The organism is Sphingopyxis sp. OPL5 (assembly GCF_003797775.2).
GTDB lineage: Bacteria > Pseudomonadota > Alphaproteobacteria > Sphingomonadales > Sphingomonadaceae > Sphingopyxis.
The window spans coordinates 1,691,337-1,713,675 of sequence record NZ_CP060725.1 but is presented as its reverse complement, the minus strand read 5'-3'; the positions used below and the strand labels follow the sequence as shown (position 1 = coordinate 1,713,675).

Annotated in this window: 20 protein-coding genes; 7 read left to right on the top strand and 13 right to left on the bottom strand. The window is 65.6% G+C overall.

Translation table 11 applies throughout. From position 1 onward, the window contains the following. The 7 genes from EEB18_RS08280 to EEB18_RS08250 all read right to left on the bottom strand — a co-directional run bounded on the left by EEB18_RS08280 (position 1) and on the right by EEB18_RS08250 (position 8,540). The gene (locus tag EEB18_RS08280; RefSeq protein ID WP_410468125.1) at positions 1-1,452 is read right to left on the bottom strand and encodes a metallophosphoesterase; all 1,452 of its coding nucleotides are present in this window, start codon (positions 1,450-1,452) and stop codon (positions 1-3) included. Between the two features lie 23 nt (positions 1,453-1,475). Then, positions 1,476-4,268 carry a TonB-dependent receptor gene (locus tag EEB18_RS08275; protein WP_187142158.1) on the bottom strand — a complete coding sequence of 931 codons (2,793 nt, stop codon included), beginning with the start codon at positions 4,266-4,268 and terminating at the stop codon, positions 1,476-1,478. A gap of 197 nt (positions 4,269-4,465) precedes the next feature. Further along, positions 4,466-6,229, bottom strand: a complete 1,764-nt coding sequence (locus EEB18_RS08270; protein WP_056344412.1) for a heparinase II/III family protein — start codon at positions 6,227-6,229, stop codon at positions 4,466-4,468. A gap of 18 nt (positions 6,230-6,247) precedes the next feature. Then, entirely contained in the window at positions 6,248-6,934 is a 687-nt protein-coding gene (gene rpe / locus EEB18_RS08265) for a ribulose-phosphate 3-epimerase (RefSeq protein WP_187669098.1), read from the bottom strand. 234 nt (positions 6,935-7,168) lie between these two features. After that, the gene (locus EEB18_RS08260; RefSeq protein WP_187139163.1) at positions 7,169-7,411 is read right to left on the bottom strand and encodes a hypothetical protein; all 243 of its coding nucleotides are present in this window, start codon (positions 7,409-7,411) and stop codon (positions 7,169-7,171) included. Between the two features lie 3 nt (positions 7,412-7,414). After that, positions 7,415-7,618, bottom strand: a complete 204-nt coding sequence (locus EEB18_RS08255) for a toxin-antitoxin system HicB family antitoxin (RefSeq protein ID WP_187139162.1) — start codon at positions 7,616-7,618, stop codon at positions 7,415-7,417. A 13-nt stretch (positions 7,619-7,631) separates the two neighbouring features. Further along, positions 7,632-8,540 carry an SPFH domain-containing protein gene (locus EEB18_RS08250; protein ID WP_410468124.1) on the bottom strand — a complete coding sequence of 303 codons (909 nt, stop codon included), beginning with the start codon at positions 8,538-8,540 and terminating at the stop codon, positions 7,632-7,634. Between the two features lie 120 nt (positions 8,541-8,660). Here EEB18_RS08250 and EEB18_RS08245 point away from each other — a divergent pair, with 120 nt between their 5' ends. Continuing rightward, complete coding sequence (locus tag EEB18_RS08245) at positions 8,661-9,107, top strand: hypothetical protein (RefSeq protein WP_187139160.1); 447 nt, start codon at positions 8,661-8,663, stop codon at positions 9,105-9,107. Positions 9,108-9,143: 36 nt separating this feature from the next. Here EEB18_RS08245 and EEB18_RS08240 read toward each other — a convergent pair whose 3' ends face one another. Then, a complete protein-coding gene (locus tag EEB18_RS08240) occupies positions 9,144-11,300 on the bottom strand; it encodes a M3 family metallopeptidase (RefSeq protein ID WP_262408165.1) in 2,157 nt (718 codons plus the stop codon). Positions 11,301-11,477: 177 nt separating this feature from the next. Continuing rightward, positions 11,478-12,347 carry an SMP-30/gluconolactonase/LRE family protein gene (locus EEB18_RS08235; RefSeq protein ID WP_187139158.1) on the bottom strand — a complete coding sequence of 290 codons (870 nt, stop codon included), beginning with the start codon at positions 12,345-12,347 and terminating at the stop codon, positions 11,478-11,480. A gap of 226 nt (positions 12,348-12,573) precedes the next feature. Between EEB18_RS08235 and EEB18_RS08230 the strand changes: the two genes are divergently transcribed. The 4 genes from EEB18_RS08230 to EEB18_RS08215 all read left to right on the top strand — a co-directional run bounded on the left by EEB18_RS08230 (position 12,574) and on the right by EEB18_RS08215 (position 16,361). Continuing rightward, on the top strand, positions 12,574-13,728 hold the full coding sequence (locus EEB18_RS08230; RefSeq protein ID WP_056344395.1) for an acyl-CoA dehydrogenase family protein: 1,155 nt from the start codon (positions 12,574-12,576) through the stop codon (positions 13,726-13,728). A 127-nt stretch (positions 13,729-13,855) separates the two neighbouring features. Further along, on the top strand, positions 13,856-15,025 hold the full coding sequence (locus tag EEB18_RS08225) for an acetyl-CoA C-acetyltransferase (protein WP_187139157.1): 1,170 nt from the start codon (positions 13,856-13,858) through the stop codon (positions 15,023-15,025). Between the two features lie 108 nt (positions 15,026-15,133). Beyond that, positions 15,134-15,916, top strand: a complete 783-nt coding sequence (locus EEB18_RS08220; protein WP_056344390.1) for an SDR family NAD(P)-dependent oxidoreductase — start codon at positions 15,134-15,136, stop codon at positions 15,914-15,916. Position 15,917: 1 nt separating this feature from the next. Next, positions 15,918-16,361 (top strand): acyl-CoA thioesterase, encoded by a 444-nt coding sequence (locus tag EEB18_RS08215; RefSeq protein ID WP_187139156.1) that lies wholly within the window; start codon positions 15,918-15,920, stop codon positions 16,359-16,361. Between the two features lie 12 nt (positions 16,362-16,373). Here the strand turns inward: EEB18_RS08215 and gmk are convergent, their stop codons facing one another. Next, positions 16,374-17,042 carry a guanylate kinase gene (gmk, locus tag EEB18_RS08210; RefSeq protein WP_056344385.1) on the bottom strand — a complete coding sequence of 223 codons (669 nt, stop codon included), beginning with the start codon at positions 17,040-17,042 and terminating at the stop codon, positions 16,374-16,376. 49 nt (positions 17,043-17,091) lie between these two features. Between gmk and EEB18_RS08205 the strand changes: the two genes are divergently transcribed. Both EEB18_RS08205 and EEB18_RS08200 read left to right on the top strand, forming a co-directional pair. Then, positions 17,092-17,658, top strand: a complete 567-nt coding sequence (locus EEB18_RS08205; RefSeq protein ID WP_187139155.1) for a DUF2585 domain-containing protein — start codon at positions 17,092-17,094, stop codon at positions 17,656-17,658. 203 nt (positions 17,659-17,861) lie between these two features. Then, positions 17,862-20,168 carry a TonB-dependent receptor gene (locus EEB18_RS08200; RefSeq protein WP_187139154.1) on the top strand — a complete coding sequence of 769 codons (2,307 nt, stop codon included), beginning with the start codon at positions 17,862-17,864 and terminating at the stop codon, positions 20,166-20,168. A gap of 54 nt (positions 20,169-20,222) precedes the next feature. Here the strand turns inward: EEB18_RS08200 and EEB18_RS08195 are convergent, their stop codons facing one another. From EEB18_RS08195 to EEB18_RS08185, 3 genes are read right to left on the bottom strand one after another with little or no spacing between them, the layout of a single operon-like run. Further along, complete coding sequence (locus tag EEB18_RS08195) at positions 20,223-20,591, bottom strand: hypothetical protein (RefSeq protein ID WP_262408164.1); 369 nt, start codon at positions 20,589-20,591, stop codon at positions 20,223-20,225. A 21-nt stretch (positions 20,592-20,612) separates the two neighbouring features. Next, entirely contained in the window at positions 20,613-22,028 is a 1,416-nt protein-coding gene (gene fumC, locus EEB18_RS08190; protein WP_187139152.1) for a class II fumarate hydratase, read from the bottom strand. Continuing rightward, a complete protein-coding gene (locus EEB18_RS08185) occupies positions 22,025-22,339 on the bottom strand; it encodes a hypothetical protein (protein WP_056344368.1) in 315 nt (104 codons plus the stop codon). Before EEB18_RS08185 ends, fumC begins: the two co-directional genes overlap by 4 nt.

Sequence of the window (22,339 nt, the reverse complement as noted above, 5' to 3'; positions counted from 1 at the left end):
TCATTTCCCCGATGCGACGCAGACGCCGCCGTCGGGTCCGACCTCGCCCGAACAACGGCGCGTGGCAAGCGTCGGTTCGGCGATTTCGGACAGGCGATTGCCCTTGTCGGTGCGTGTCAGGTCGAAGCCGTCGTACAGCTTGCCCGACGCGGTGAAGGTGCGGAACTTGATCGTCTTCGGCGCGACGTCGACGATCTGGTACAGCTCGGTCGCCTCGGCGACCTTGTCGGGCTGCCAGGGCGTGCGGTCGTTGAGCTTGTACATCTTCGACCCGGTCACCGACACCAGATAGACCGGCCCCTGGATCATGCCGTCGGCGCGCGCCTGGGCGCTTGCCTCGCGGCCCGCCTCGCCAGTCAGGCGGCTGTAGCAATGATCGTGGCCCTGCAGCACCAGGTCGACCTTGCGCGCCTCGAACACCGGCTTCCACGCCGCCTTGATCTCGGCGGTGTCGTTGGGGCGGGCGCAGGTGAAGACCGGCTGGTGGAACAGCACGACGTTCCAGTTCGCCTTCGACGCGGCGAGCGTCCGGTCGAGCCAGTCGGTCTGCGCCTGCATCGACCCGAGGTCGATCGCCGCGGTGCCGTCGAGGACGATGAAGCGCACCCCCTGATAATCGGTGTAATAGGTCGTCGCTTCGACCGGCTTCACCCCGTTCTTCGGCAGCGCGAACTGCGCCGGCCAATAGGGGCCGAGCTTGCGGCTTTCGGTGCCGTCGGGCTTGATGTTGTCGACATATTCATGGTTGCCGGTCGCCGGCACCTGCGGGACGATCGCATAATTATAGCCGCCGGCCTGGTTCCACTCGCCCCATTCGTCGTCATGGTCGAGGTCGTCGCGCTGGCCGACGAGGTCGCCGGCATGGACGACGAGGCGAATGTCGCCATTGGCGTGAAACGCCTGGCGGATCACGCGGCTGGCATAGGTCAAAATGCCGTTCTGGATGTCGCCGAGATAGAGGAAGCGGAAAGGCTTGGCTTCGTCGGCGGCGGTGCGGAACTGATACCATTCGCTCCAGCCCGCGGCGCCCTTCACCCGGTAGCTGTACGCGGTATCGGGGGTCAGCCCCTCGAAGCGGATCTGGTGATAGAGCGCGCGGCCATAGCTGCTGTCGACCGGCATCGACGTGCCGCCGACCAGCTTTGCCTTTTCCTCGAGCGTCGGGCCGTCGACCGACACCGCGAGCTGGGCCTGCGCCTCGGCCTGCGCGGTGTCGGTGCGAAAGGCGACCGCCATCTCACGCGCCGGGTCGGCCCCGGGCGTGAGGACGATGCGGTCGGCAAGATTTTTGGGGGCATAGGGAAGACCCGCCGAACGGGGGATGGGCTGGCCATCCTCCGTCCGCGTGACGATCGCGAAGCCGGTCGTCGCGGGTTCGGCGGCCGCCGCCGTCCCTGCCAGCAGCGTCGCCGCGAGCAGCGACAGGGCGAAGCTCCGCTTGGTCGTCATCATGTCTTCCCCGTGCCCCGACGTCATCAGAAGCTCGCCGAAACGCCGAACTTCGCGGTCCAGCTGTATTTTTCATACTGCAGGATGCGCTTCGCGCCCGCGAAGTTCTGATAGGCGAAATAGGGCGCGTCGGTGACGTTGATCCATTCGGCGAACAGGCGAATGTCCTTGGTGACGCGGAACTTCGCCGACAGGTCGAGCTGGAAATGCTGATCGACGAAACGATCCTCGTCGGCATCGCCGCCCAGTTCGTCGAGATATTTGTCGCGATAGGTCCCCGCGGCGCGCAGCGAGATCGGACCCTTTTCATACCCCAGCGCGACGTTGAAGGTGTGCTTCGCCGATGCGGGCAGGTTGATACGGCGCGGATCGGCCAGGTCCTCGCCCGCGAACACCGTGCCCTTGGCGTCGGTGAAGGTGTAGTTGGCGTTGAGCAGCAGCCCGTCGAGCGGCGCAGGCAGGAAGGTGAAGCGCTGCGCGAAGCTCAGCTCGATCCCCTTGACCTTCGCGGTCTCGCCGTTGGTGAAGGTCGTCGCCTTCGTATAATCGATGCCGAGGATTTCGCCCGGGGTGGTGTCGGTGAGTTCGACGATGAAATCGTCGATCGATTTCCAGAACACCCCGGCGGTCAGCGCCGAATTGTTGCCGAAATAATATTCGGCCGACGCATCGATGTTCCAGGCGCGATAGGGCTTCAGGTTCGGGTTGCCGAACTCGGCTTCCAGTTCCTCGTTCAGGACGACGCGCGGCGCCAGGTTCGACAGCTTGGGCCGCACCAGATTCTTGTAGCCCGCGAGGCGCAGGACCAGGTTCTGGGCGGGTTCGAAGCGGAAGGTCAGGCTGGGCAGCCAGTCGGTGTAGTTGCGGGTGATCCGGTTCGGCGTGATGTCCAGCGTGTCCTCGTTGATCGCGAAGGCGCGGATGTCGTTATAGGTGCGCTCGAAACGGACCCCGCCGACGATGCGCAGCGCGCTGCTGTCATAGCGGCCGAGCAGATAGCCCGCGAGCACATCCTCATCGATCGCATAATCCGACGAGGTCGAATTGATGATCGTGTCGTCCTCGTTGAGCCTGAAGGCGTCGGGATTGCCGTAGTAGAAGAGGCTCGGCGCATGCTTGTCGGGCAGCGGCCCCAGATCCTGAATACGATAATTGTAGCTGGCGGCGAGGACGTTGCCGAGGTTGTAGGTGCCGTTGAACCCGTCATAGACCAGCGCGTCGAGGTCGTAGGACTTCGAACGCCAGCGCGACTTGACCCCGCCCTGCAGCGTGAAGGTGCCGTCGTTCATCGCGAACTCGCGCGCCACGTCGCCGCGCGCCATCCATTCGCGGTCCTGCGAATCCGACAGGTCGGTGATTTCCAGTTCGTTGAAGCCATAGCTCGCGGTGTTGTTGAACAACGCGGTGTTGCCGCTGACCGCGAACAGCGGCCGGCGCGGGTCCGAATAGTCGAAATTGACCCCGACCTCGTTCGCGCCGGTGCCCGAGAAGCGGGCGCGGAAGCGCGTCGGGTCGACCGAGCCGTCTTCCTTCTCGCTCGCCTTCGAATAGCTGCCCGAATAGGTCAGCTTCCAGGGGCCGGTTTCGGTTTCGCCGCCGACGACGAGCGAGGCGATCTTCTGCTTTTCGAACCGGTCCTTCATGCGGCGGCGCACCTCGATGCGGCCGTCGGCGCTCGAGAATTCGGCGCTGGTCTCGGTCGATTCGCGCGGATCGCCGCTCATGATGAAGATCACGTCGCCGCGATATTCCTGGTCGGAGAACTGGCTGTAGAGGCCGCGCGCATAAAGCTTGGTGGTGTCGCTCGGGCGCCAGTCGAGGCTGAGCGAGCCGCCGAGGCGCTTCCGTTCGACGTCATAGTCGCGATACTGGATTTCGCGCGCAAAGGCGTTGCCGTCCTGTTCGTCCCAGTCGGCCGCCTCGATATTGTCGGTTTCGAACTTGCGCTGGTAATAGCTGATGCCGCCCGCGATGCCGAAATTGTCGGTGACGCGGGTCGAGAAATCGAGGCTGCCCTTGGGGGTCAGCGCGTCGGCATAATTGTTGTAGCTGCCCTCAAGCTTGACCGAGAGCAGGTCCTTCTTGCGGTCGAAGGCGCTGGTGGTGTGGATTTCGATCGACGCGCCGATCGTGTCGGCGTCCATGTCGGGGGTCAGCGACTTCTTGACCTCGATCGATTCGATCAGTTCGGCGGCGACGACGTCGAGCGCGACCGAGCGGACGTCGCTTTCGGGTGCGGGCAGGCGCGCGCCGTTGATCGAGGCGGCGTTGAGTTCGGGGTCGAGGCCGCGGACCGAGATGAAGCGGCCTTCGCCCTGGTCGTTGAGGATGTTCACGCCTGGCAGGCGGCGCAGCGATTCGGCGACATTCTGGTCGGGGAACTGGCCGATCGCGTCGCGGGTCAGGACGCTTTCGACGCCGTCGGCGGCGCGCTGGCGCGACAGGCTGCTCGACAGGTTCGCGGCCTGACCGACGACGAGGATGCTGCCGTCGGTGCCGACCGAGAGATTGGCGATCACATTGCCGCTGTCGGTGACCGTGACGCTCCGGGTGACGCGCTCGGCGCCGCTATAGCGTGCTTCGAGCGTGTATGTGCCCGCGGGAACGTCGACGAAGCGATAGCTGCCGTCGCGGCTGGCTTCGGCGACGCGGCCGAGTTCGACGATGCGCACTTCGGTGCCCTGCAGCGCGCGGGTGTCGGTGGCATCGGTGACGGTGCCGGTGATGTCGGAGGCAAAGGCGGTGCCGGGAATCGCGGCGGCGAGCGAAAGACAGGTGCCGAGCAGGATGCGCGACCGGACATTCAAAAGCTTGGACATAAATCCCCCTGGAGAGTGGAAAGATCGTCCGGTCCTGTTGGCTCCGGACGAGTCGAGGGGGCCAGTGACAGCGCTCTATGACCGCTGTGTTACGGGGGTGTCACACTAATGAAACAGAAGGAAAGCGGTTTCCGCGCCAGCGCTACGGATTGCGCCGAAAGTGGCGCCCGAAGATTTTTGACGCCGCGCGGCGGCGATCAGCCGATATGTTTGAAGATCCAGCCGATGCTGGCACCGCCCGCGGGCGCGGTGCCGGTGACGACGAGCTGCTCGGCCGGATGCGGGCGGCCTTCGCCGTCGACCCACAGGCTTTCCTCGATGTCGAGCGCGCCCTCCGAGGTGCGGAATTGCCACAGCGGACCGCCGTTGATGCGGAGCAGCGCGCCGAGCTTGTCGGCGGTGAGGCTTGCCGACAGCGCGGGGCCGAGGTGGAAGCGCAGCACGAACGCCTTGTCGCCCTTGCGGCGGCTGCGCGGGGCGGGGAGCAGCTGGTCCTCGCCGCGCAGTTCGCGCCCGTTGGGCGACAGGATCAGCAGGCGGCGGTGGATCAGGCCATGGCGGCGGGCGTAGCCGTCGTGGCTCATCTCCAGACGGCTGCCCTGCGGCGTCTCGCGCCGGTCGAGCTCGACCTCGGTGACCCCCTTGCCGAGCGACCCGCTCGCCAGGATCGCGGTCGAATTGCAATCGGCGAGGATCAGGGTCGAATGCGCGGCGGTGGTACGCAGCCCGCGCGCGAGGTCCTCGGGGATCGTCGCGCCGGTCAGCGCCGCGCCGCCGCAATTGACGATGATGCGGTCGGCGCCGTCGCTGAGTTCGAAGGCGAGCGTCGAGGCGCAGCCCGCCTCGGTCACCCGCGCGATCGGCGGCGGCGCGGCATCGGCGAGCAGCACGACCTTGTTCGCGACGAGCCGCTGATAGCCCCAGTCGCGCGCCTGCTTGAGCGGGCGGGTGCGCACCCCGCTGGCGGTCACGATCGCCTGGATCTGCTCGGCCGCGGTCGCCCCGCTGCCCTGCCAGCTGCCCATGCCGCCGTCGGCGTGGACCAGCCCGAGCAGCGCCGGAACCGCGCGTGCGAGCACTTCCTGCACGAAAGGCGGCACCGCCATGCGGCGCATGTCATAGACGCGCGCGAGCATCGACAGCGCCATGATCGCGTCGAGCTGGGCCTGCGGCGAGCGCGCGATATTGCCGCCGTCGGCGTAGAAGCTGGTCTCCAGCACCTTGCGCAGCCCCGCCTCGCCAAAGATCTGCCGCGGTTCGCCGCCGGGCATCAGCAGCGACGCGGCGACGATGCCGGTCCAGGCGACGAGCTGGCCGATGCCGGGGCGCGTCTTGTCGGCGACGCGGTCGAGGTGGCGCGCGGCGCGCGCGAGATGGTTGAGCACCGCCGAACGATAGATGAGGTCGCTCGACGACAGGATCAGCGGCGCATGGAACGCCCAATAGAGGATGCGCCAGCCGGTGTTGTCGGCGCGCCAGGCGGGTTCGCTGACGGTTTCGCCATGCGCGGTGAGCCAGTTGCGCACCATCGCCTCGGCGATCGGGGCGCCGTCGGCGCGGGCGCCGGTCGCGGCGAGGTCGCGCAGCCAGGCGAAGCTGTGCAGATAGTCGGCAAAGGTCGGCGCGACGGAGAGCGCCGCGAAATCCAGCTCGCCGAGCGGCTGCTTGAGCCCCCGGTGGAGGAAATGCCCGGCGCGGATCGCGGTGCCGGCGCGGGTATCGCCGGGAATCGGGTCGGTCGGCACGCCGAGCAGCTTGAGCGGGAAGCGCCCTTTCAGGCGAAAGGCGTGAAGCGGGGTGCGCCAGGTCAGGCGGGTGAAATGATTGGCGATGCGGTCGCCGAGCGACAGGCCCTTTTCGGCGGGCAGGCGGATCAGCCGTTTGCCGGGTTCGATCGTGTCGTCGATCGGCGGGGTATCGTCGCCCGCATCGGGAAGCTGGTCGATGGGGGCAGAGGTCAAGGCTCTTCCCTTCACCGATCAGGCGCCGCGGAGGCTTCGGATATTGTCGGCGTAAGCGTCGGGTCCGCCGCGGAAGGTCGCGGTGCCGGCGACGAGGACATCGGCGCCCGCGGCGATCGCCAGCGGCGCGGTCGCGACGTCGATGCCGCCGTCGACCTCGAGCCGGATGTCGCGGCCGCTCTTGTCGATCATCTTGCGCACCGCCTCGATCTTGCGGAGCTGGCTGGTGATGAAGCTCTGGCCGCCGAAGCCCGGGTTGACGCTCATGATCAGCACCAGGTCGATGTCGTCGATCAGATAATCGAGCATCTTCGCCGGGGTCGCGGGGTTGAGCGACACGCCGGCCTGCTTGCCCAGCGATTTGATGTGCTGGATGCTGCGGTGGATGTGAGGGCCGGCCTCGGGATGGACGGTGATGATGTCGGCGCCGGCGGCGGCAAAGGCGTCGAGGAAATGGTCGACCGGGCTGATCATCAGATGGACGTCGAAGGGCAGGGTGCTGTGCGGGCGCAGCGCCTTCACCACCGCGGGGCCGATCGTCAGGTTCGGCACGAAATGGCCGTCCATGACGTCGATATGCACCCAGTCGGCGCGGGCGGCCTCGATGGCGCGGACTTCCTCGCCCAATCGCGCGAAATCGGCGCTGAGGATCGAGGGGGCGATGCGGACGGGGGCGACGTGTGACGGGGGCGTGACGGGGGACATGACCACCGGCCTTAACCATCAACCCCTTGGGGGGCAAGCGGGCCTTGGGCGCCAGCGGTGGAAAAGGCGCGATGGCGGCAAGATCCTCCTTGCGGCGCTGCCGTGGGGAGGGGGACCGCCGCGAAGCGGTGGTGGAGGGGCCGCGGCCTTGCGCCAGCCCTTGACGGCGTCGGCCGCTCCGTCAGCCGCTGCGCGGCTGCCACCTCCCCCTCGCTTCGCGACAGGGAGGACCGCTCACCGCCAGCGCCAGCCGCCCTCGGTGCGGGCGCGGTAGATCGGCAGCGGCGCGAGGCCCGCGAGGACGATCGCGATCGTCATCATCGCTGGCCGGTCGCGCAGCAGCGTCGCGATGCCGGTGATCAGCGCGATGTGGAGCGCCATGAACAGCCACCCCTGCCAGGCGATCGGCAACCCGCTGCCATAACCGCTATTCTTGGAGCGGAACCAGGGCTTCTTATCCAGGAGCAGATGCAGCATTTTTCAGCCTTCCTCTTTCGGCGGGCGGCCGCGTTTGGCGGCGACCGGCGGCTTGACCTTGATCCCGCGCCGCGCCAGCGCCTCGCGCAGCAGCACCTCGATCTGGGCGTTGGCGCTGCGCAAATCGTCCGCCGCCGCCCGCTCGATCGCGGCGTAGAGCGCCGGATCGACCCGCAGGGCAAAGGCTTTTTTGGACGACGGGGGCATCGCCTCATCCGCCTCAGTAAAGCGAGCCGGCGTTGACCACGGGCTGGGTGTCGCGTTCGCCGCACAGCACGACCATCAGGTTCGACACCATCGCCGCCTTGCGCTCGTCGTCGAGCTCGACGACGCCCTTTTCAGAGAGCAGGTTGAGCGCCATCTCGACCATCGTCACCGCGCCCTCGACCAGCTTCTTGCGCGCCGAGATCACGGCCTCGGCCTGCTGGCGGCGGAGCATCGCGCCAGCGATTTCCTGCGCATAGGCGAGGTGGGTCAGGCCGCATTCGTCGACGGTGATCCCCGCAACGCTCAGCCGTTCGATCAGCGCCTTGCGCAGCTCGACCCCGACCTCGTCATGGTTGCCGCGCAGGGTGATTTCCTGATGCTCGATATCGTCATAGGGATAGCGCGAGCCGATCGAGCGCACCGCGGCCTCGATCTGCGCCATCACGAATTCCTTGTAATCGTCGACGTCGAACAGCGCCTGCGCGGTGTCGGTGACGCGCCACACGACCTGCGCCGCCATCTCGATCGGGTTGCCGCGCAGGTCGTTGACCTTGATCTTGTCCGAAATGACGTTGTTGGCGCGCACCGCGATCTTCTTGCGGGTCAGCCAGGGCAGCACCCAGCGCAGCCCGGCTTCACGGTCGGTGCCCTTGTAGCTGCCGAACAGCTGGATCGCCGCGGCTTCGTTGGGGTTGATCAGGTAAAAGCCGCACAGGATCAGCAGGCCGGCCACCGCGCTCGCGACGACGACGGCCCATTTCCAGGCGACCTGGACGTCGGCGGTCGCGTTGGTGATCGCCGCCCAGGCGGCGATGCCGAGCAGCGCGAGCCAGACGAGCAGCATCAGATAGCCGCTCGCGGTCGCGGCGCGCACTTCCCGCGTCGGGTTCAAACCCGCGGTCACATTCGAATCAGTCATCATGCCCTCCGATATAATTATGATATCATATTTATATCGAATTTCGCGGCTGTCAACACGCCGGTTGCCGGCGCCGCGGGCCGGGCTTGCCAAGCCCGGCCTTCGCACCCCAATATCGGCGATATGCGCGATGATCGACAAATTACGGAAAGCCTCCCCGCCCGCCTGAACCGCTGGCTACGCCGCTATGGTCCCGCCGAAGTCGCGGCGGTCGCCACCAGCTATGGCGGCTTTCTGGCGGCAAGCGCGATGGGCGCGCCGCTCGTCGGCGCCGCTTATGCCGCGGCGATGATCGAAAATGTCGGCTTCTATGGCGTCATGGGCGTGCAGGCGGCGTGGACCGCAGCACCGGGGCGGCGCTGGCGCGCGGTGGCGCTGCTGCTCGTCGAGTTCGGCCCCGCCGAACTGCTCGACACCTTCGTCGTGCGGCCCGCGGCGATCGGGTTCACCGTCTGGCTGCTCGGCCCGGCGCTCGGCATCCTAGCCGGCAAGCTGCTCGCCGACGTCGCCTTCTATGCGCTGGCGATCGCGACCCATGAACATCTGCGCCGCAAGGGGGTTGCGGATTGAGGGAGTCCGGCGCGGCTGGCCGGACTCCCCCGATCCCTATTCGCCGGTCGGGAAGCCGCGCTTCTTGAGCAGCGCCTTCACATCGGGGTCGCGGCCGCGGAAGGCGCGATAGGCTTCGGCGCGGTCGGTTTCGTTGCCGGTCATCAGCAATATGGTGCGGAACTTGTCGGCGACTTTGCGGTCCCACGGCCCCCCGGCCTCGGTGAAGGCCGCCCAGGTGTCGGCGTCCATCGTTTCGGACCACAGATAGGAATAATAGCCCGCCGAATAGGCGTCGCTGCTGAACAAATGGCCGAACTGCGGCAGGCGGTGCCGCATGACGATTTCCTTCGGCATGCCGATTTCGGCGAGCGTGTCGCGTTCCAGCTTGTCGATGTCGGTCGGCGGGGTCTTGCGGTCGTGGATCTTCATATCGACGATCGCGCTCGACAGATATTCGACCGTCTCGAACCCCTGATTGAACTTGTTCGACGCGAGGATCTTGTCGACCAGCGCCTGCGGCATCGGTTCGCCCGTCTTGTAGTGCGTCGCATATTTCGACAGCACTTCGGGGGTCATCAGCCAGTTCTCGTTCACCTGGCTCGGGAATTCGACGAAGTCGCGCGGTACCCCGGCGAGCGCGGGGTAATAGATGTGCTGCAGCAGATAATGGATGCCGTGGCCGAATTCGTGGAACAGCGTCGTCGCGTCGTCGAGGCTGACCAGCGTCGGCTCGCCCTTCGCGCCTTCGGTGAAATTATTGTTGTTCGACGCGAGCACATTGCGTTCGCCGCCCAACGTCTGCTGGCTGCGATAGGTCGTCATCCACGCGCCCGACCGTTTGCCGTCGCGCGCGAAATTGTCGAGATAGATCAGCCCGACATTCTCGTTCGTCTTGAGGTTATAGACTTCGAAGGTTTTGACCTTGGGATCGAAGACCGGAACGGTGCCGGTGTTTTCGCGGAAGCCGAGGTCGTAGAGCTGCCCAGCCGACCAGAACATCGCCTCGGTCAGCTTGTCGAGCTGGAGATAGGGTTTCACCTCGCTCTCATCGAGGTCGTATTTCTGCTTGCGAACCTTCTCCGCGTAGAAGCGATAATCCCACGGCTCGATGGTCAGCTTCGGGCCCTTGCCGGCCTTGGCTTCGGCGTCGGCGATCGCCTGCATGTCGGCGACCTCTTCCTTCACCCGCGCGACGGCGGCGGGCCACACCTTCATCATCAGGCCCATCGCGTTGGCGGGGGTCTTCGCCATCGTGTCGGCCATGCGGTACGCGGCGTGGTTGGGGAAACCGAGCAGTTCGGCGCGCTGCTGGCGCAGCTTCAGGATTTCGGCGATCGTCGCGTTGGTATCGTTGGCGTCGCCATTGTCGCCGCGGTTGACGAAGGCCTTGTACACCTTCTCGCGCAGCGCGCGGTTGGTGGCGTTCTGCAGCACCGGCTGCGCCGACGAGCGGGTGTTCTTGATCGCCCACTGGCCGGGTTTGCCATTGGCTTCGGCGGCCGACGCCAGCGAGGCGACGAAGCCGGGTTCGAGACCCGCCAGTTCGGCCTTGTCGGTGACGAAGGTATAGAGTTTCTCGTCGCCGAGCAGCTTCGACGAGAAGGTCGAGAACAGCCCTTCGAGCTTAGCGTTCATCGCGACCAGCTTCGCCTTGTCGGGCGCCGACAGGTTGGCGCCGTCGCGGACCATCTCGTCATAGCTGCGCTCGACGATGCGGATCTGCTGCGCGTTGAGGCCGCTCGCGTTGCGGGCGTCATAGACCGCCTTGTAGCGCGCGAAGAGCTTCGGCTCGAGAAACAGCTCGGTATAGAAGGTGGAGATTTTCGGGCTCCACTCGGCGTCGATGTCCTCGACACGGTCGTTCGACTTGTTCGACGATTGCACGCCCCACAGCGCGAACACGCGGTCGGCGGTGTCGCCGGCGAGCATCATCGGGACATGGGTGTTTTCGAACGTCGCGGGTTCGGGGTTATCGATCACCGCCTGCACCTGCGCCTTGGTCTCGGCCATCGCCTGGGTGAAGGCGTCGGGGAAAAGTTCGGGATCGAGCTTGTCCCACGGCGGCACCCCTTCGAAGGGGCCGGTCCAGGGCGCGAGCAGCGGGTTGCCATCGGCGGGCGCTGTCGCGGCCGGCTGGGCAGGGGCGGCGGTTTCGGCGGCGTGGGTCATCTGGCTATAACCCACAAGCAGCGCAGTCGATGCAAGCATCATCGATGCGCGGCGAAACTGGCGGCGAGCAAAAAGGGGCGCGGTGCGCGGCATGATCGGAATCTCCCGGTGGAAAAGGTTTCGAACGAAACCATGTCGGCGGGCGTCTTAACCAGATGTGACGGTTATGTGCAAGTTTGGGGCCTGCGACCCTCCCGCCGCAAGGTGACAGCGAGGAACTCACCCCTCAAACATCGGCTGCGCGAGCCCCGGCACATCGACCCGGAAGCTGAACACGCCGCCCGCATGCGGTTGCGCCGTCCGCTCGCCCTCGGTCAAATTCTTGCCCGCGCTGGTGACGAAGGCGGTGCACAGATCGTCGCCGCCGAAAGCGAGCATCGTCGGCCGCTGGACGGGCAAGTCGACCGTCTGAAGCAGTTCGCCCGCGGGCGACATGCGAACGATCCGCCACCCGTCCCACAGCGCCGACCAATAGCAGCCTTCCGCATCCACCGCGGCGCCGTCGGGGCGGCCATTGCCCTCGGGAAATTCGTGGAACAACCGGCCTTCGCCGAGCGCGCCGGTCGCGGGATCGGCATCATAGGCGTGGATGCGGTGCGTCGGGGTGTCGGCGTGATAGAAGATACGCCCGTCGGGGCTGAACGCCGCGCCGTTGCTGGTCATCAATCCGCCGAGCATTTTTGTGAGGCTGCCGTCGGGGTCGAGACGGTACAGCGCGGCGTCGCGCTTCGGCTTGTCGGCGGTCAGGCTGCCGACCCACAGGCGGCCGGCGCCGTCGACGCAGCCGTCGTTGAAACGCTGGTGCGGCAGGTCCGCGAGCGCGGCGGGGCCAAAGGGGCGCGGTACGGCGCCCCAGTTATCGATCAGCGCGCAGCCGTCGCCGAGCGCGGCAATCAGTCCGCCGCCCGCTCTCGGCGCGACGCAGCCGACCGGTTCGGCCAGCTGCATCCAGTCATGGTCGCCGGTCGCGGGATCGAGCCGATGGATTTGCTGCGCGTCGATATCGACCCAATAAAGGCGGGCTTCGCCGGCGTGCCAGCGCGGCGACTCGCCGAGCAAGGCGCCGGCGTCGAGGAGAAGTTGGACCATCGGCGGCGTGTAACCTGCGCCGTCGCCGCTGCCCAGCGCCTGCAAACCTATTCGTCGCTGCGGCTTTGTGCGAGCGATGCCGCGACATTCATGCCGTAACGGCATTTCTACTTGACGTGCACGTAAACGTAAGGTCAGGTGGCGGGCGAAGGGCGCGCGCCAGCGCGGCCATACACGCGCGCCGGCTCCCCGCTTTCGTCCGGCCGTCATACGGGAGAAGAAGACGATGTCGCTCGATAACCTGTCGCGCTCGGCCTATGGCGAGGATCATGAGGCGTTCCGCGCCACGGTCCGCCAGTTCCTCGAAAAGGAAGTCGCCCCCAACGCCGCGCAATGGGCCGAGGACAAGATCGTTCCCAAGTCGATCTGGCCCAAGGCGGGCGAACTCGGCATGCTGTGCCCGACGGTGCCCGAGGAATATGGCGGTCTCGGCCTCGACTTCGGCTATAATGCGATCGTTGATGAAGAAAGCGCCTATTACGGCCGCGCCACGACGGGCTTCTCGCTCCAGTCGGACATCGTCACCTCCTATATCGTCAAATATGGCAGCGAAGAGCAGAAGAAGCACTGGCTGCCCAAGATGGTGGCGGGCGAGGTGATCACGGCGATCGCCATGACCGAACCGGGCACCGGTTCCGACCTTCAGGGCATGCGCACGACCGCGAAGAAGGATGGCAATCATTATGTCATCAACGGGTCGAAGACTTTTATCACCAATGGCCAGAACGCCGACCTGATCCTCGTCTGCGTCAAGACCGACACCGAGATCCAGCCGGCATGGAAGGGCGTGTCGATCGTGCTCGTCGAGGCCGATCGCGAGGGCTATGAGCGCGGCCGCAATCTCGACAAGATCGGGCAGGACGAAGCCGACACCTCGGAAATGTTCTTCAACGACGTCCGCGTCCCGATCACCAACTGCCTCGGCGAAGAGGGACAGGGCTTCATCTATCTGATGAGCGAGCTTCCCCAAGAGAGGCTGTCGATCGCGGTCAGCGCGCAGGCGGCGTCGCAGCGCGCCTTCGACGACACGGTCGAATATACCCGCGACCGCAAGGCGTTCGGCAAGCCGATCCTCGATTTCCAGAACAGCCGTTTCGTGCTGGCGGACCTCAAGGCCAAGCTCCAGGTCGGTTGGGCGCATCTCGACTGGGCGCTGGCGCGTCACATGAAGAAGGAACTCACCCCCGAAGAGGGCGCCGCGGCGAAGCTGTGGCACACCGAGTTGCAGTGGGAGGTGATGGACAAGTGCCTCCAGCTGTTCGGCGGTTCGGGCTATATGAACGAATATCCGATCGCCCGCGCCTGGCGCGCCGCGCGCGTGACGCGGATCTTCGGCGGCACCAACGAAATCATGAAGGAACTGATCGGGCGGAAACTCTGACGGCGGCATGAGCAATAAATAGGGACAGTCCCTATTTATGCAGAACAGTCGCCCGGCAATTTGATGTCACCGGGCATAAATAGGGACTGTCCCTATTTATTGCGCCCCACGAAGAAAGGAACTCCCCATGGCTCATGCTTATATCGTCGATGCCGTTCGTACCGCTGGCGGCAAGCGCGGCGGCCGGCTCGCCGGTGTCCACCCCGTCGACCTTGGCGCCGCCGTCTTCGATGCGATCGCCGACCGCAACGATTTCGACACGTCGAAGATCGACGACGTCATCACCGGCTGCGTGTCGCAGGGCGGGCAGCAGACGATGGATTTGGGCCGCAACGCCGTGCTCGCTTCGAACCTGCCCGACTCGATCCCCGCGGTGACGATCGACCGTCAGTGCGGATCGTCGCAGCAGGCGATGATGTTCGCGGCGCAGGCGGTGATGTCGGGCACTCAGGACATCGTCCTCGCCAGCGGCATCGAAAGCATGACCCGCGTGCCGATGGGCAGCGTCGCGACTTTGTTCATCAAGGAAGGCCTCGGCCACTATAAGTCCGAGCGGCTCGAGGAAAAATATCCCGGCATCATGTTCAGCCAGTTCATGGGCGCCGAGATGATCGTCAAGAAACATGGCTTCACCAAGGACGACCTCGACGCCTTCGCGCTCGAAAGCCATCGCCGCGCCAAGGCAGCGACCGAGGCGGGCCATTTCAAGCGTGAGGTCATCGGGATCGAGATCGACACCCCCGAAGGCCGCCAGGCCCATCTGGTCGACGAGGGAATCCGTTTTGACGCGACGCTGGAAGGCATCGCCGGGGTCAAGATCCTGCAGGAAGGCGGCACGATCACCGCCGCCTCGTCGAGCCAGATTTGCGACGGCGCGTCGGCCGCGCTGATCGTTTCGGAACAGGCGCTGAAGGACCATGGTCTCACCCCGCGTGCACGCATCCACCATATTTCGGTGACCGCGGGCGACCCGGTGATCATGCTCGAAGAACCTTTGTTTGCGACCGAAAAGGCGCTGAAGAAGGCGGGCATGAAGATCGAGGACATCGACGCCTATGAAGTGAATGAGGCCTTCGCGCCGGTACCGCTCGCCTGGCTGAAATATCTGGGTGCCGACCATGCGCGCCTGAACGTCCATGGCGGCGCGATCGCGCTCGGCCACCCGCTCGGCGCCAGCGGCACCAAGCTGATGGCGACGCTGCTTGGCGTGCTCGACGCGACCGGCGGCAAATATGGCCTCCAGACGATGTGCGAAGGCGGCGGCCAGGCCAACGTCACGATCATCGAACGGCTGTAAGCAATTTGGCGTCGCCCCCGCGAAGGCGGGGGCCGCTATCGGGTAGCGCGAGGCTGCCAACGGCCCCCGCCTTCGCGGGGGCGACGAATATGAACTAGGGAGACCAATATGAAACTCGATTCCACCGTTTCCGCTGTCGTCACCGGCGGCGCCTCGGGCCTCGGCGCCGCGACCGCGCGCGCGCTGGCCGCCAAGGGCGTCAAGGTCGCGATCTTCGACCTGCAGGAAGAAAAGGGCACCGCCCTCGCGGCCGAACTCGGCGGCGTGTTCTGCGAATGCAATGTCACCGACGACGCGTCGGTCGATGCGGCTTTCGCCAAGTCGCGCGAAGCGATCGGCCAGGAGCGCATCCTAGTGAACTGCGCCGGCACCGGCAACGCGATCAAGACCGCGAGCCGCTCGAAGGAAGACGGCAGCATCAAGCATTTCCCGCTCGATGCGTTCAACTGGATCATCCAGATCAACCTCGTCGGCACCTTCCGCTGCATCGCCAAGTCGGCCGCCGGCATGATGACGCTGCCGCCGATGGAGGACGGCGAACGCGGCGCGATCGTCAACACCGCGAGCGTTGCGGCCGAGGACGGCCAGATCGGCCAGGCCGCTTACTCCGCATCGAAGGGCGGCGTCGTCGGGATGACGATCCCGATCGCGCGCGACCTCGCGAGCGAGAGCATCCGCGTCAACACGATCCTGCCGGGCATCTTCGACACCCCGCTGCTTGCCGGCGCGCCGCAGAATGTCCGCGACGCGCTGGGCGCCTCGGTGCTCAATCCGAAGCGCCTCGGCAACCCCGCCGAATATGCCGGTCTCGCGCTGACGATGATCGAGAATGGCTATTTCAACGGCGAGGACGTCCGCCTCGACGGCGGCATCCGCATGGGCCCGCGCTGATATGGCCAAACCGGAAAGCTGGCGGCTCGATGCCGCCAGCTACCCCGCGTCTATCGAATTGCAGACGCGGTTCCAGGACATGGACATCAACGGCCACCTCAACAATGTGGCCTTTGCCGCGCTGTTCGAAAGCGGCCGGGTGCTGCTCAACCGCGAGGTGCGCCCGCTGATCGATCGCCCCGCGAACGAGCGCACGATGGTCGCGATGGTCGAGATCAATTATCTGGGCGAGGGCAATTTCCCCGACCCGGTGACGATCACCAGCGGCATCGGCCGCATCGGCACCTCGAGCTGGACGATCGTCCAAGCGATGTTCCAGAACGGCCGCGCGATCGCGAGCTGCGACACCGTGGTCGTGTGCCGCACCGACGGTCAGGCCAAGCCGCTGCGCGCCGAGATGGTCGCGGAACTGACCGACAAGCTGGTGACGCCGGCCAATCGATAGGGACTATCCCTGTTATTCGTCGATCGTCGTATCGCTGTCCGGGACCGACCGGATCAGGTCGCGGGCAAAGCCGATCAGGCCGATCTGACGGCGGCGTTTCAGCCGCTCGGCGCGCAGGATCGCCATGACTTCGCCATAGCATTCGTCGACCTGATCGTTGATCAGCACATAGTCATAGCCGTCCCAGTGGCTGATCTCGTTCGCGGCGCGCGCCATGCGCGCGGCGATCACCTCGTCGCTGTCGGTGTTGCGCGCGCGCAGGCGGCGTTCGAGTTCTTCCATCGTCGGGGGAAGGACAAAGACGCGCACGACGTCGGGGCCGGCCTCCTGATACAATTGCTGCGCGCCCTGCCAGTCGATGTCGAACAGCACGTCCTTGCCGGCATCGAGCAGTTCGTCAACGCGCGCGCGGGGGGTACCGTAACGATGGCCGAAGACATGCGCCCATTCGAGGAACTCGCCGTCGGCCGCCATCTGCTTGAACGTTTCGGTATCGACGAAATGATAATCCTTGCCGTCGACCTCGCCGGGGCGCGGCGGGCGCGTCGTCGCCGAGATCGACAGCGCGATATCCGGATCGGCGAGCAGCATCTTTTTCGAGATGGTGGTCTTGCCCGCGCCCGAGGGCGAGGAGAGGACGAACAACACGCCGCGGCGGTTGAGGTGGACGCTTTCAGCCATGCGGGCTAATTGCGCGACAGCGCGGCGCGGTCAAGCGGGAAGGGCGACGATGATCCTGGGGGTTTCACGAAAAGGCTGGCTGGTCGCCGCGGGGCTGATCGCGGTGTTCACTACGATCCTGTTCGCGATGGGGCGCCCGCCGATCTGCCCGTGCGGGACGATCAGCCTGTGGCACGGCACCGTCCAGTCGAACCAGAACAGCCAGCAGATTTCGGACTGGTACAGCTTCAGCCACATCATCCACGGCTTCATCTTCTATGGCCTCGGCCGCTGGCTGCTGCCACGCCAGCCCTTGTGGGCCCTGCTGGCGCTCGCGATCGGGATCGAGGCGGCGTGGGAAATATTGGAAAACTCGCCGATCATCATCGACCGCTATCGCGAGGTGACGATGGCGTTCGGCTATTCGGGCGACTCGATCCTCAATTCGGTCAGCGACGCATTGTTCATGATCGCGGGATTCCTCGCGGCGAGCCGGATGCGGTGGTGGGTAACGGTCGCGATTGCCATCGTCTTCGAGCTGTTCACGCTGTGGACGATCCGCGACAATCTGACGCTCAACGTCCTCATGCTCGTCTCGCCGGTCGAGGCGATCAAGGAATGGCAGGCGGGCGGCTGACAGCCTCCACCGCCGGGCGGTTTCGACGCGGCGCCGGACCCCGAGGACGGAGCGAATGTACGAATCGGTTCAGCCCGAACGGATCCGTTCGGCTCGATCGACAGCCCGCGAACCCGTGACTCCCGGCCATAGTTGACGGTTCGTCATATTTTCTCTACGAGCGCAACCTCTATAACCTAGATATATAAGTCAGGGAGAGGCAGATGAAGCTCGGCAAGGCGTTCGCCGCTGGCACGATGGCGGCCATGGGTATCGGCGGATGGGCTGTCCCGTCCGCCTTCGCGCAGGACACGAGCGAGACGGTCGACACGTCGGACGCGCGCGACGGCGATATCATCGTCATGGCGCGCAAGCGCGAAGAACGACTTCAGGACGTCCCGCTCGCGATCACCGCGCTGTCGGGTGAATCGCTGACCAACCAGTCGATCCAGAGCTTCCGCGACTTGCAGGAACAGACGCCGTCGCTGTCGATCAACCCGGTTTCGGCGGACCGCAACTCGACCGCCATCTCGCTGCGCGGCCAGACGCAGACCGACGCGCTGCTCACCACCGACCCCGCGGTCGGAATCTATCTCGACGGCGTCAATATCGCCAAGACGATCTCGACCGAAATGTCGAACCTGATCGACGTCGATCGCGTCGAGATATTGAAAGGGCCGCAGGGCACGCTGTTCGGCCGCAACACCACCGGCGGCGCGATCAACATCTTCTACAAACAACCGACCGACCATTTCGAAGGCAAGATCGTCCTGCGCACCGACGAATATCGGCGTCGCGGCGCGTCGGCGATTGTCAACGTGCCGCTCGCGAGCACGCTGGCGCTGCGCGTCGTCGGTCAATATGACAGGCGCGACGGCTATGGCCGCAACCGCGTCGACGGCAAATATATCGGCGGCGACCTCAACGGCGGCAACCTGCGCGCGGCGCTGCGCTGGGACGTCAGCGACGCCATCGACCTGACGGTCCGCGGCGATTACAACAAGGCCAGCACCTCGACCCTCGCCTGGCATATCGCCGGGGTGCGGCCGACGTCGGCGTTGCTGACCAACGCGATCGCCCAGGGCGGCAGCCTCGCCGACATCCTCGCGCAGAACGCCGACTATCGCGACGTCAACCATGGCGGCGAAAGCATCAGCCGGATCGAGGCATGGGGCACCTCCGCCACGCTCAATATCCGCCTGAACGACAGCATCGATTTCAAATCGATCAGCGCCTATCGCGAACTCGACCGGCTGACGCAGCACGATCTCGATGCGACGACCTTCAACCTCATTCTCGTTCGCCAGCCGACACGGCAAAAGGTCTTTACGCAGGAATCGCAGATTTCCGGCGTGTCGCTCGACGACCGGCTGAACTGGATCTTCGGCGCCTTCTATTCGCGCGAAACGGGCACCGACGGCACGCGCACGATCAACTATAACACGACCACCAACGTCGACGGCCGGACGGTCAATGTCACCGATGGTTCGGTCGAGAATTCGAGCATCGCGGGTTTTGCGCAGGCGACCTTCAAGCTCACCGACGCGCTCAGCCTGACCGGGGGGCTGCGCTATACCAAGGACACCAAGGCGCTCGATTCGCGCAACCGGGTCGACCGGCCGCTGGGCACCTTCCTGCGCTGCAACCTGCCCACCGCGATCGTCGGCACCGTGACGACCGAGGCCGGCTGCATCGCCAATCTGAAGCAAAGCTATTCCGACTGGTCCTATATGGCTACGCTCGATTACAAGCCGCGCGACGGGCTGCTTTTCTATGCCCGCACCGCACGCGGCTACAAGGCGGGGGGCTTCAACCTGCGCGGCGGCGCCGATCCGCTGACCTTCCAGCCCTTCGATCCCGAAACGGTCACCGACTATGAACTGGGCCTCAAGTCCGACTGGTTCGACCGCCGCCTGCGCCTCAACCTTGCGGGTTATATCTCGAAATATGACGGGATCCAGCGCACCGTGGTCGTCGGCAGCTCGCTGCCGCCGCCGAGCCCGCCGACGCTGACCGTCGTGCGCAACGCCGCGAAGGGGACCATCAAGGGTTTCGAGGCGGAGGCGACCGCGGTGCCGCTCGACGGACTTACGCTGCGCGGCGCGCTCGGCTATGTCCACGCCCGCTATGACGATTATGTCAGCAACGGCGTGGATCGTTCGTTCGAACGCTTCCCCTATCTGCCGGCGTGGAACTGGTCGTTGTCGGCGGCTTATGAGCACGAGATGCCGGGCGGGCCGCTGCGCGCGCAGATCGATTATGCCTATAAGGGCACGCATGACGGCGCGCCGAGCAGCCTGACCGATCCGTTGACCAAGAGCTGGACGACGATTCAGGGCTATGGTCTGCTCAACCTCCGTATTTCCAAGACCTTCGAAAAGCCGTCGATGAATGTGGCGCTGTTCGTGAAGAACCTGACCGACAAGCGCTATGGCACCACGGTTCTCGATTTCTCGGGCAGCCTTGGTTATGTGCTCACCGCGCCGGGCGATCCGCGGATCATCGGCGCCGAAGTCAGCTTCGACTTCTGACGACAGGGGCGGGACTGATGTCCCGCCCCCTCATCATGGGTGCCGGGCCGGTGCCTAGTGGATGACGGGGCGGGGATGCGCTTCGTCGATCGGGATCGCCGGGGGCAGCGCGTCGCCCATGCTCTCGCCGTCCGAAAGCGGTTCGCCGGTGCCGGCATAGCTATCGACCACGCCTTCGCGGGCGAGTTCGGGATCGAGCGCATGCGCTTGCTCCGCTGCCTTGCGCGCCGCGGCGCGGTCGGCCCATTTCTTGGTGAGATACCCCGCCGCGCCCCAAGCCGCGATCGCGGCATAACGCTGGGGAAACAGGCGCCTTGCTGCGAACAGGGTCGCCGCGCCGATCACCGCGCCGGCGACGGGGTGGCCGCCCTTCTGCTTTCCGATGGCGCTGCCGAGAACGCCGCCAACAATCCTGCCGATCATGCCCATCTCTCCTTCTCCCCATCAATCCCCGGAGGGCCGGGTCGGTTCCGCACCCAGCATCGTGCGTGGGTCGACGACGCGGTCGAAGGTGTCGGCATCGACATAGCCCAGATCGAGCGCGGCCTCGCGCAGCGTCGACCCCGTCTCATGCGCATGTTTCGCGATCTTCGCCGCCTTGTCGTAACCGATTTCGGGCGCCAGCGCGGTGACGAGCATCAGCGAGCGATTCATCAATTCATCGATGCGGCCGCGATTGGGTTCGAGCCCGATCACGCAATGCTCGGTGAAACCCGCCATGCCGATCGCGAGCAGGTCGATCGAGCGCAGCACGTTCGATCCGATCAGCGGCTTGAAGACGTTGAGTTCCAGATGCCCCTGTAGCCCGCCAACCGTGACGGCCTGATGGTTGCCGACGACCTGCGCCGCGACCATCGTCAGCATCTCGCACTGGGTCGGGTTGACCTTGCCCGGCATGATCGAGCTGCCGGGTTCGTTCGCGGGCAGGTCGAGTTCGCCAAGCCCGGCGCGCGGGCCCGAGCCGAGCAGGCGGATGTCGTTGGCGATCTTGGTCAGCGCGACGGCGAGTGTGTTCAATGCGCCCGAGAAGAAGACGAGCCCGTCGTTCGATGCCAGCGCCTCGAACTTGTTGCGCGCGGGTTCGAAGGCGATGCCGGTGCCCCGCGCCAGTTCGGCGGCGATCGCGACATCGAAACCCGCAGGCGCGTTGAGCCCGGTGCCGACCGCGGTGCCGCCCTGCGCGAGCTTGTTGATATTATGCACCAGCGCGCCCTCGATCCGCGCGCGGCAGGCGATCAGCTGCGCGACATAGCTCGAAAACTCCTGCCCCAAAGTCAGCGGGGTCGCGTCTTGCAAATGGGTGCGGCCGATCTTGACGATGTCGGCCCACGCCTCGACCTTGGCGGTCAACGCATCGGTCAGCGTCGCCAGTGCGGGGAGCAACCGCTTCGTGGTCTCGATCGCCACCGCGACATGGATCGCGGTCGGGAAGCTGTCGTTCGACGACTGGCCCATGTTGACATGGTCGTTGGGGTGGACGGGCGACTTGCCGCCGCGCCGCCCCGCCAGCACTTCATTGGCCAGCCCCGCGATCACCTCATTGGCGTTCATGTTCGACTGCGTGCCGCTGCCCGTCTGCCAGATGGCGAGCGGGAATTGGTCGTCATGGTCGCCCGCGATCACCTTGTCCGCCGCCGCGACGATCGCGTCGGAAATCCCGGCGTCGAGGCCGTGGGCGCGATTGACCGTCGCGGCGGCGCGCTTGATCCGCGCCAGCGCGTGCACGATCGGCAACGGCATCTGTTCGTGCGCGGGAAAGGCGAAATTGTGGCGACTGCGTTCGGTCTGCGCCCCCCAATAGGCGTCCGCCGGAACCGCGATCTCGCCGATGCTGTCGCTTTCGATCCGACTTTCGCTCATCCGATCAACATCCGCGTCACCAGCACAGCGCCGGCCCAGATCGCCGCGACGGTGCCCAGCAATTGCCAATAGCCGCTGTCGCCGACGCGCGGACGCAGCCAGCCGGGGGCGAGCCAGACGATGACCAGTGCCGGGGTCGGCGCGAGCAGGCTGAAGCGCAGGATGCCGTCACCGATATCGCTGCCAGTGCCTCCGCTTTCGAGCAGCGCAAACCCTTCGACCCCCCACCAGAAGGCGGCGGTCAGCACGACCATGCCGGCGAGGGCCCAATATTGCCAGAAGCGGCTGGGGGGCCAGTTCGGGCCCGCCAT

Excerpts from the sequence above, each read along its gene's own strand:
- EEB18_RS08260 (WP_187139163.1), bottom strand. The coding sequence starts at position 7,411 with ATGCTGCATCTGCTCCTGGATAAGAAGCCCTGGTTCCGCTCCAAGAAT.
- EEB18_RS08275 (WP_187142158.1), bottom strand. The coding sequence starts at position 4,268 with ATGTCCAAGCTTTTGAATGTCCGGTCGCGCATCCTGCTCGGCACCTGT.
- EEB18_RS08205 (WP_187139155.1), top strand. The coding sequence starts at position 17,092 with ATGATCCTGGGGGTTTCACGAAAAGGCTGGCTGGTCGCCGCGGGGCTG.
- fumC (WP_187139152.1), bottom strand. The coding sequence starts at position 22,028 with ATGAGCGAAAGTCGGATCGAAAGCGACAGCATCGGCGAGATCGCGGTT.
- EEB18_RS08220 (WP_056344390.1), top strand. The coding sequence starts at position 15,134 with ATGAAACTCGATTCCACCGTTTCCGCTGTCGTCACCGGCGGCGCCTCG.
- EEB18_RS08240 (WP_262408165.1), bottom strand. The coding sequence starts at position 11,300 with ATGATGCTTGCATCGACTGCGCTGCTTGTGGGTTATAGCCAGATGACC.
- EEB18_RS08245 (WP_187139160.1), top strand. The coding sequence starts at position 8,661 with ATGCGCGATGATCGACAAATTACGGAAAGCCTCCCCGCCCGCCTGAAC.
- gmk (WP_056344385.1), bottom strand. The coding sequence starts at position 17,042 with ATGGCTGAAAGCGTCCACCTCAACCGCCGCGGCGTGTTGTTCGTCCTC.
- EEB18_RS08250 (WP_410468124.1), bottom strand. The coding sequence starts at position 8,540 with ATGATGACTGATTCGAATGTGACCGCGGGTTTGAACCCGACGCGGGAA.
- EEB18_RS08225 (WP_187139157.1), top strand. The coding sequence starts at position 13,856 with ATGGCTCATGCTTATATCGTCGATGCCGTTCGTACCGCTGGCGGCAAG.
- EEB18_RS08280 (WP_410468125.1), bottom strand. The coding sequence starts at position 1,452 with ATGATGACGACCAAGCGGAGCTTCGCCCTGTCGCTGCTCGCGGCGACG.
- EEB18_RS08235 (WP_187139158.1), bottom strand. The coding sequence starts at position 12,347 with ATGGTCCAACTTCTCCTCGACGCCGGCGCCTTGCTCGGCGAGTCGCCG.
- EEB18_RS08255 (WP_187139162.1), bottom strand. The coding sequence starts at position 7,618 with ATGCCCCCGTCGTCCAAAAAAGCCTTTGCCCTGCGGGTCGATCCGGCG.
- EEB18_RS08215 (WP_187139156.1), top strand. The coding sequence starts at position 15,918 with ATGGCCAAACCGGAAAGCTGGCGGCTCGATGCCGCCAGCTACCCCGCG.
- EEB18_RS08200 (WP_187139154.1), top strand. The coding sequence starts at position 17,862 with ATGAAGCTCGGCAAGGCGTTCGCCGCTGGCACGATGGCGGCCATGGGT.
- EEB18_RS08230 (WP_056344395.1), top strand. The coding sequence starts at position 12,574 with ATGTCGCTCGATAACCTGTCGCGCTCGGCCTATGGCGAGGATCATGAG.
- rpe (WP_187669098.1), bottom strand. The coding sequence starts at position 6,934 with ATGTCCCCCGTCACGCCCCCGTCACACGTCGCCCCCGTCCGCATCGCC.
- EEB18_RS08195 (WP_262408164.1), bottom strand. The coding sequence starts at position 20,591 with ATGATCGGCAGGATTGTTGGCGGCGTTCTCGGCAGCGCCATCGGAAAG.
- EEB18_RS08185 (WP_056344368.1), bottom strand. The coding sequence starts at position 22,339 with ATGGCGGGCCCGAACTGGCCCCCCAGCCGCTTCTGGCAATATTGGGCC.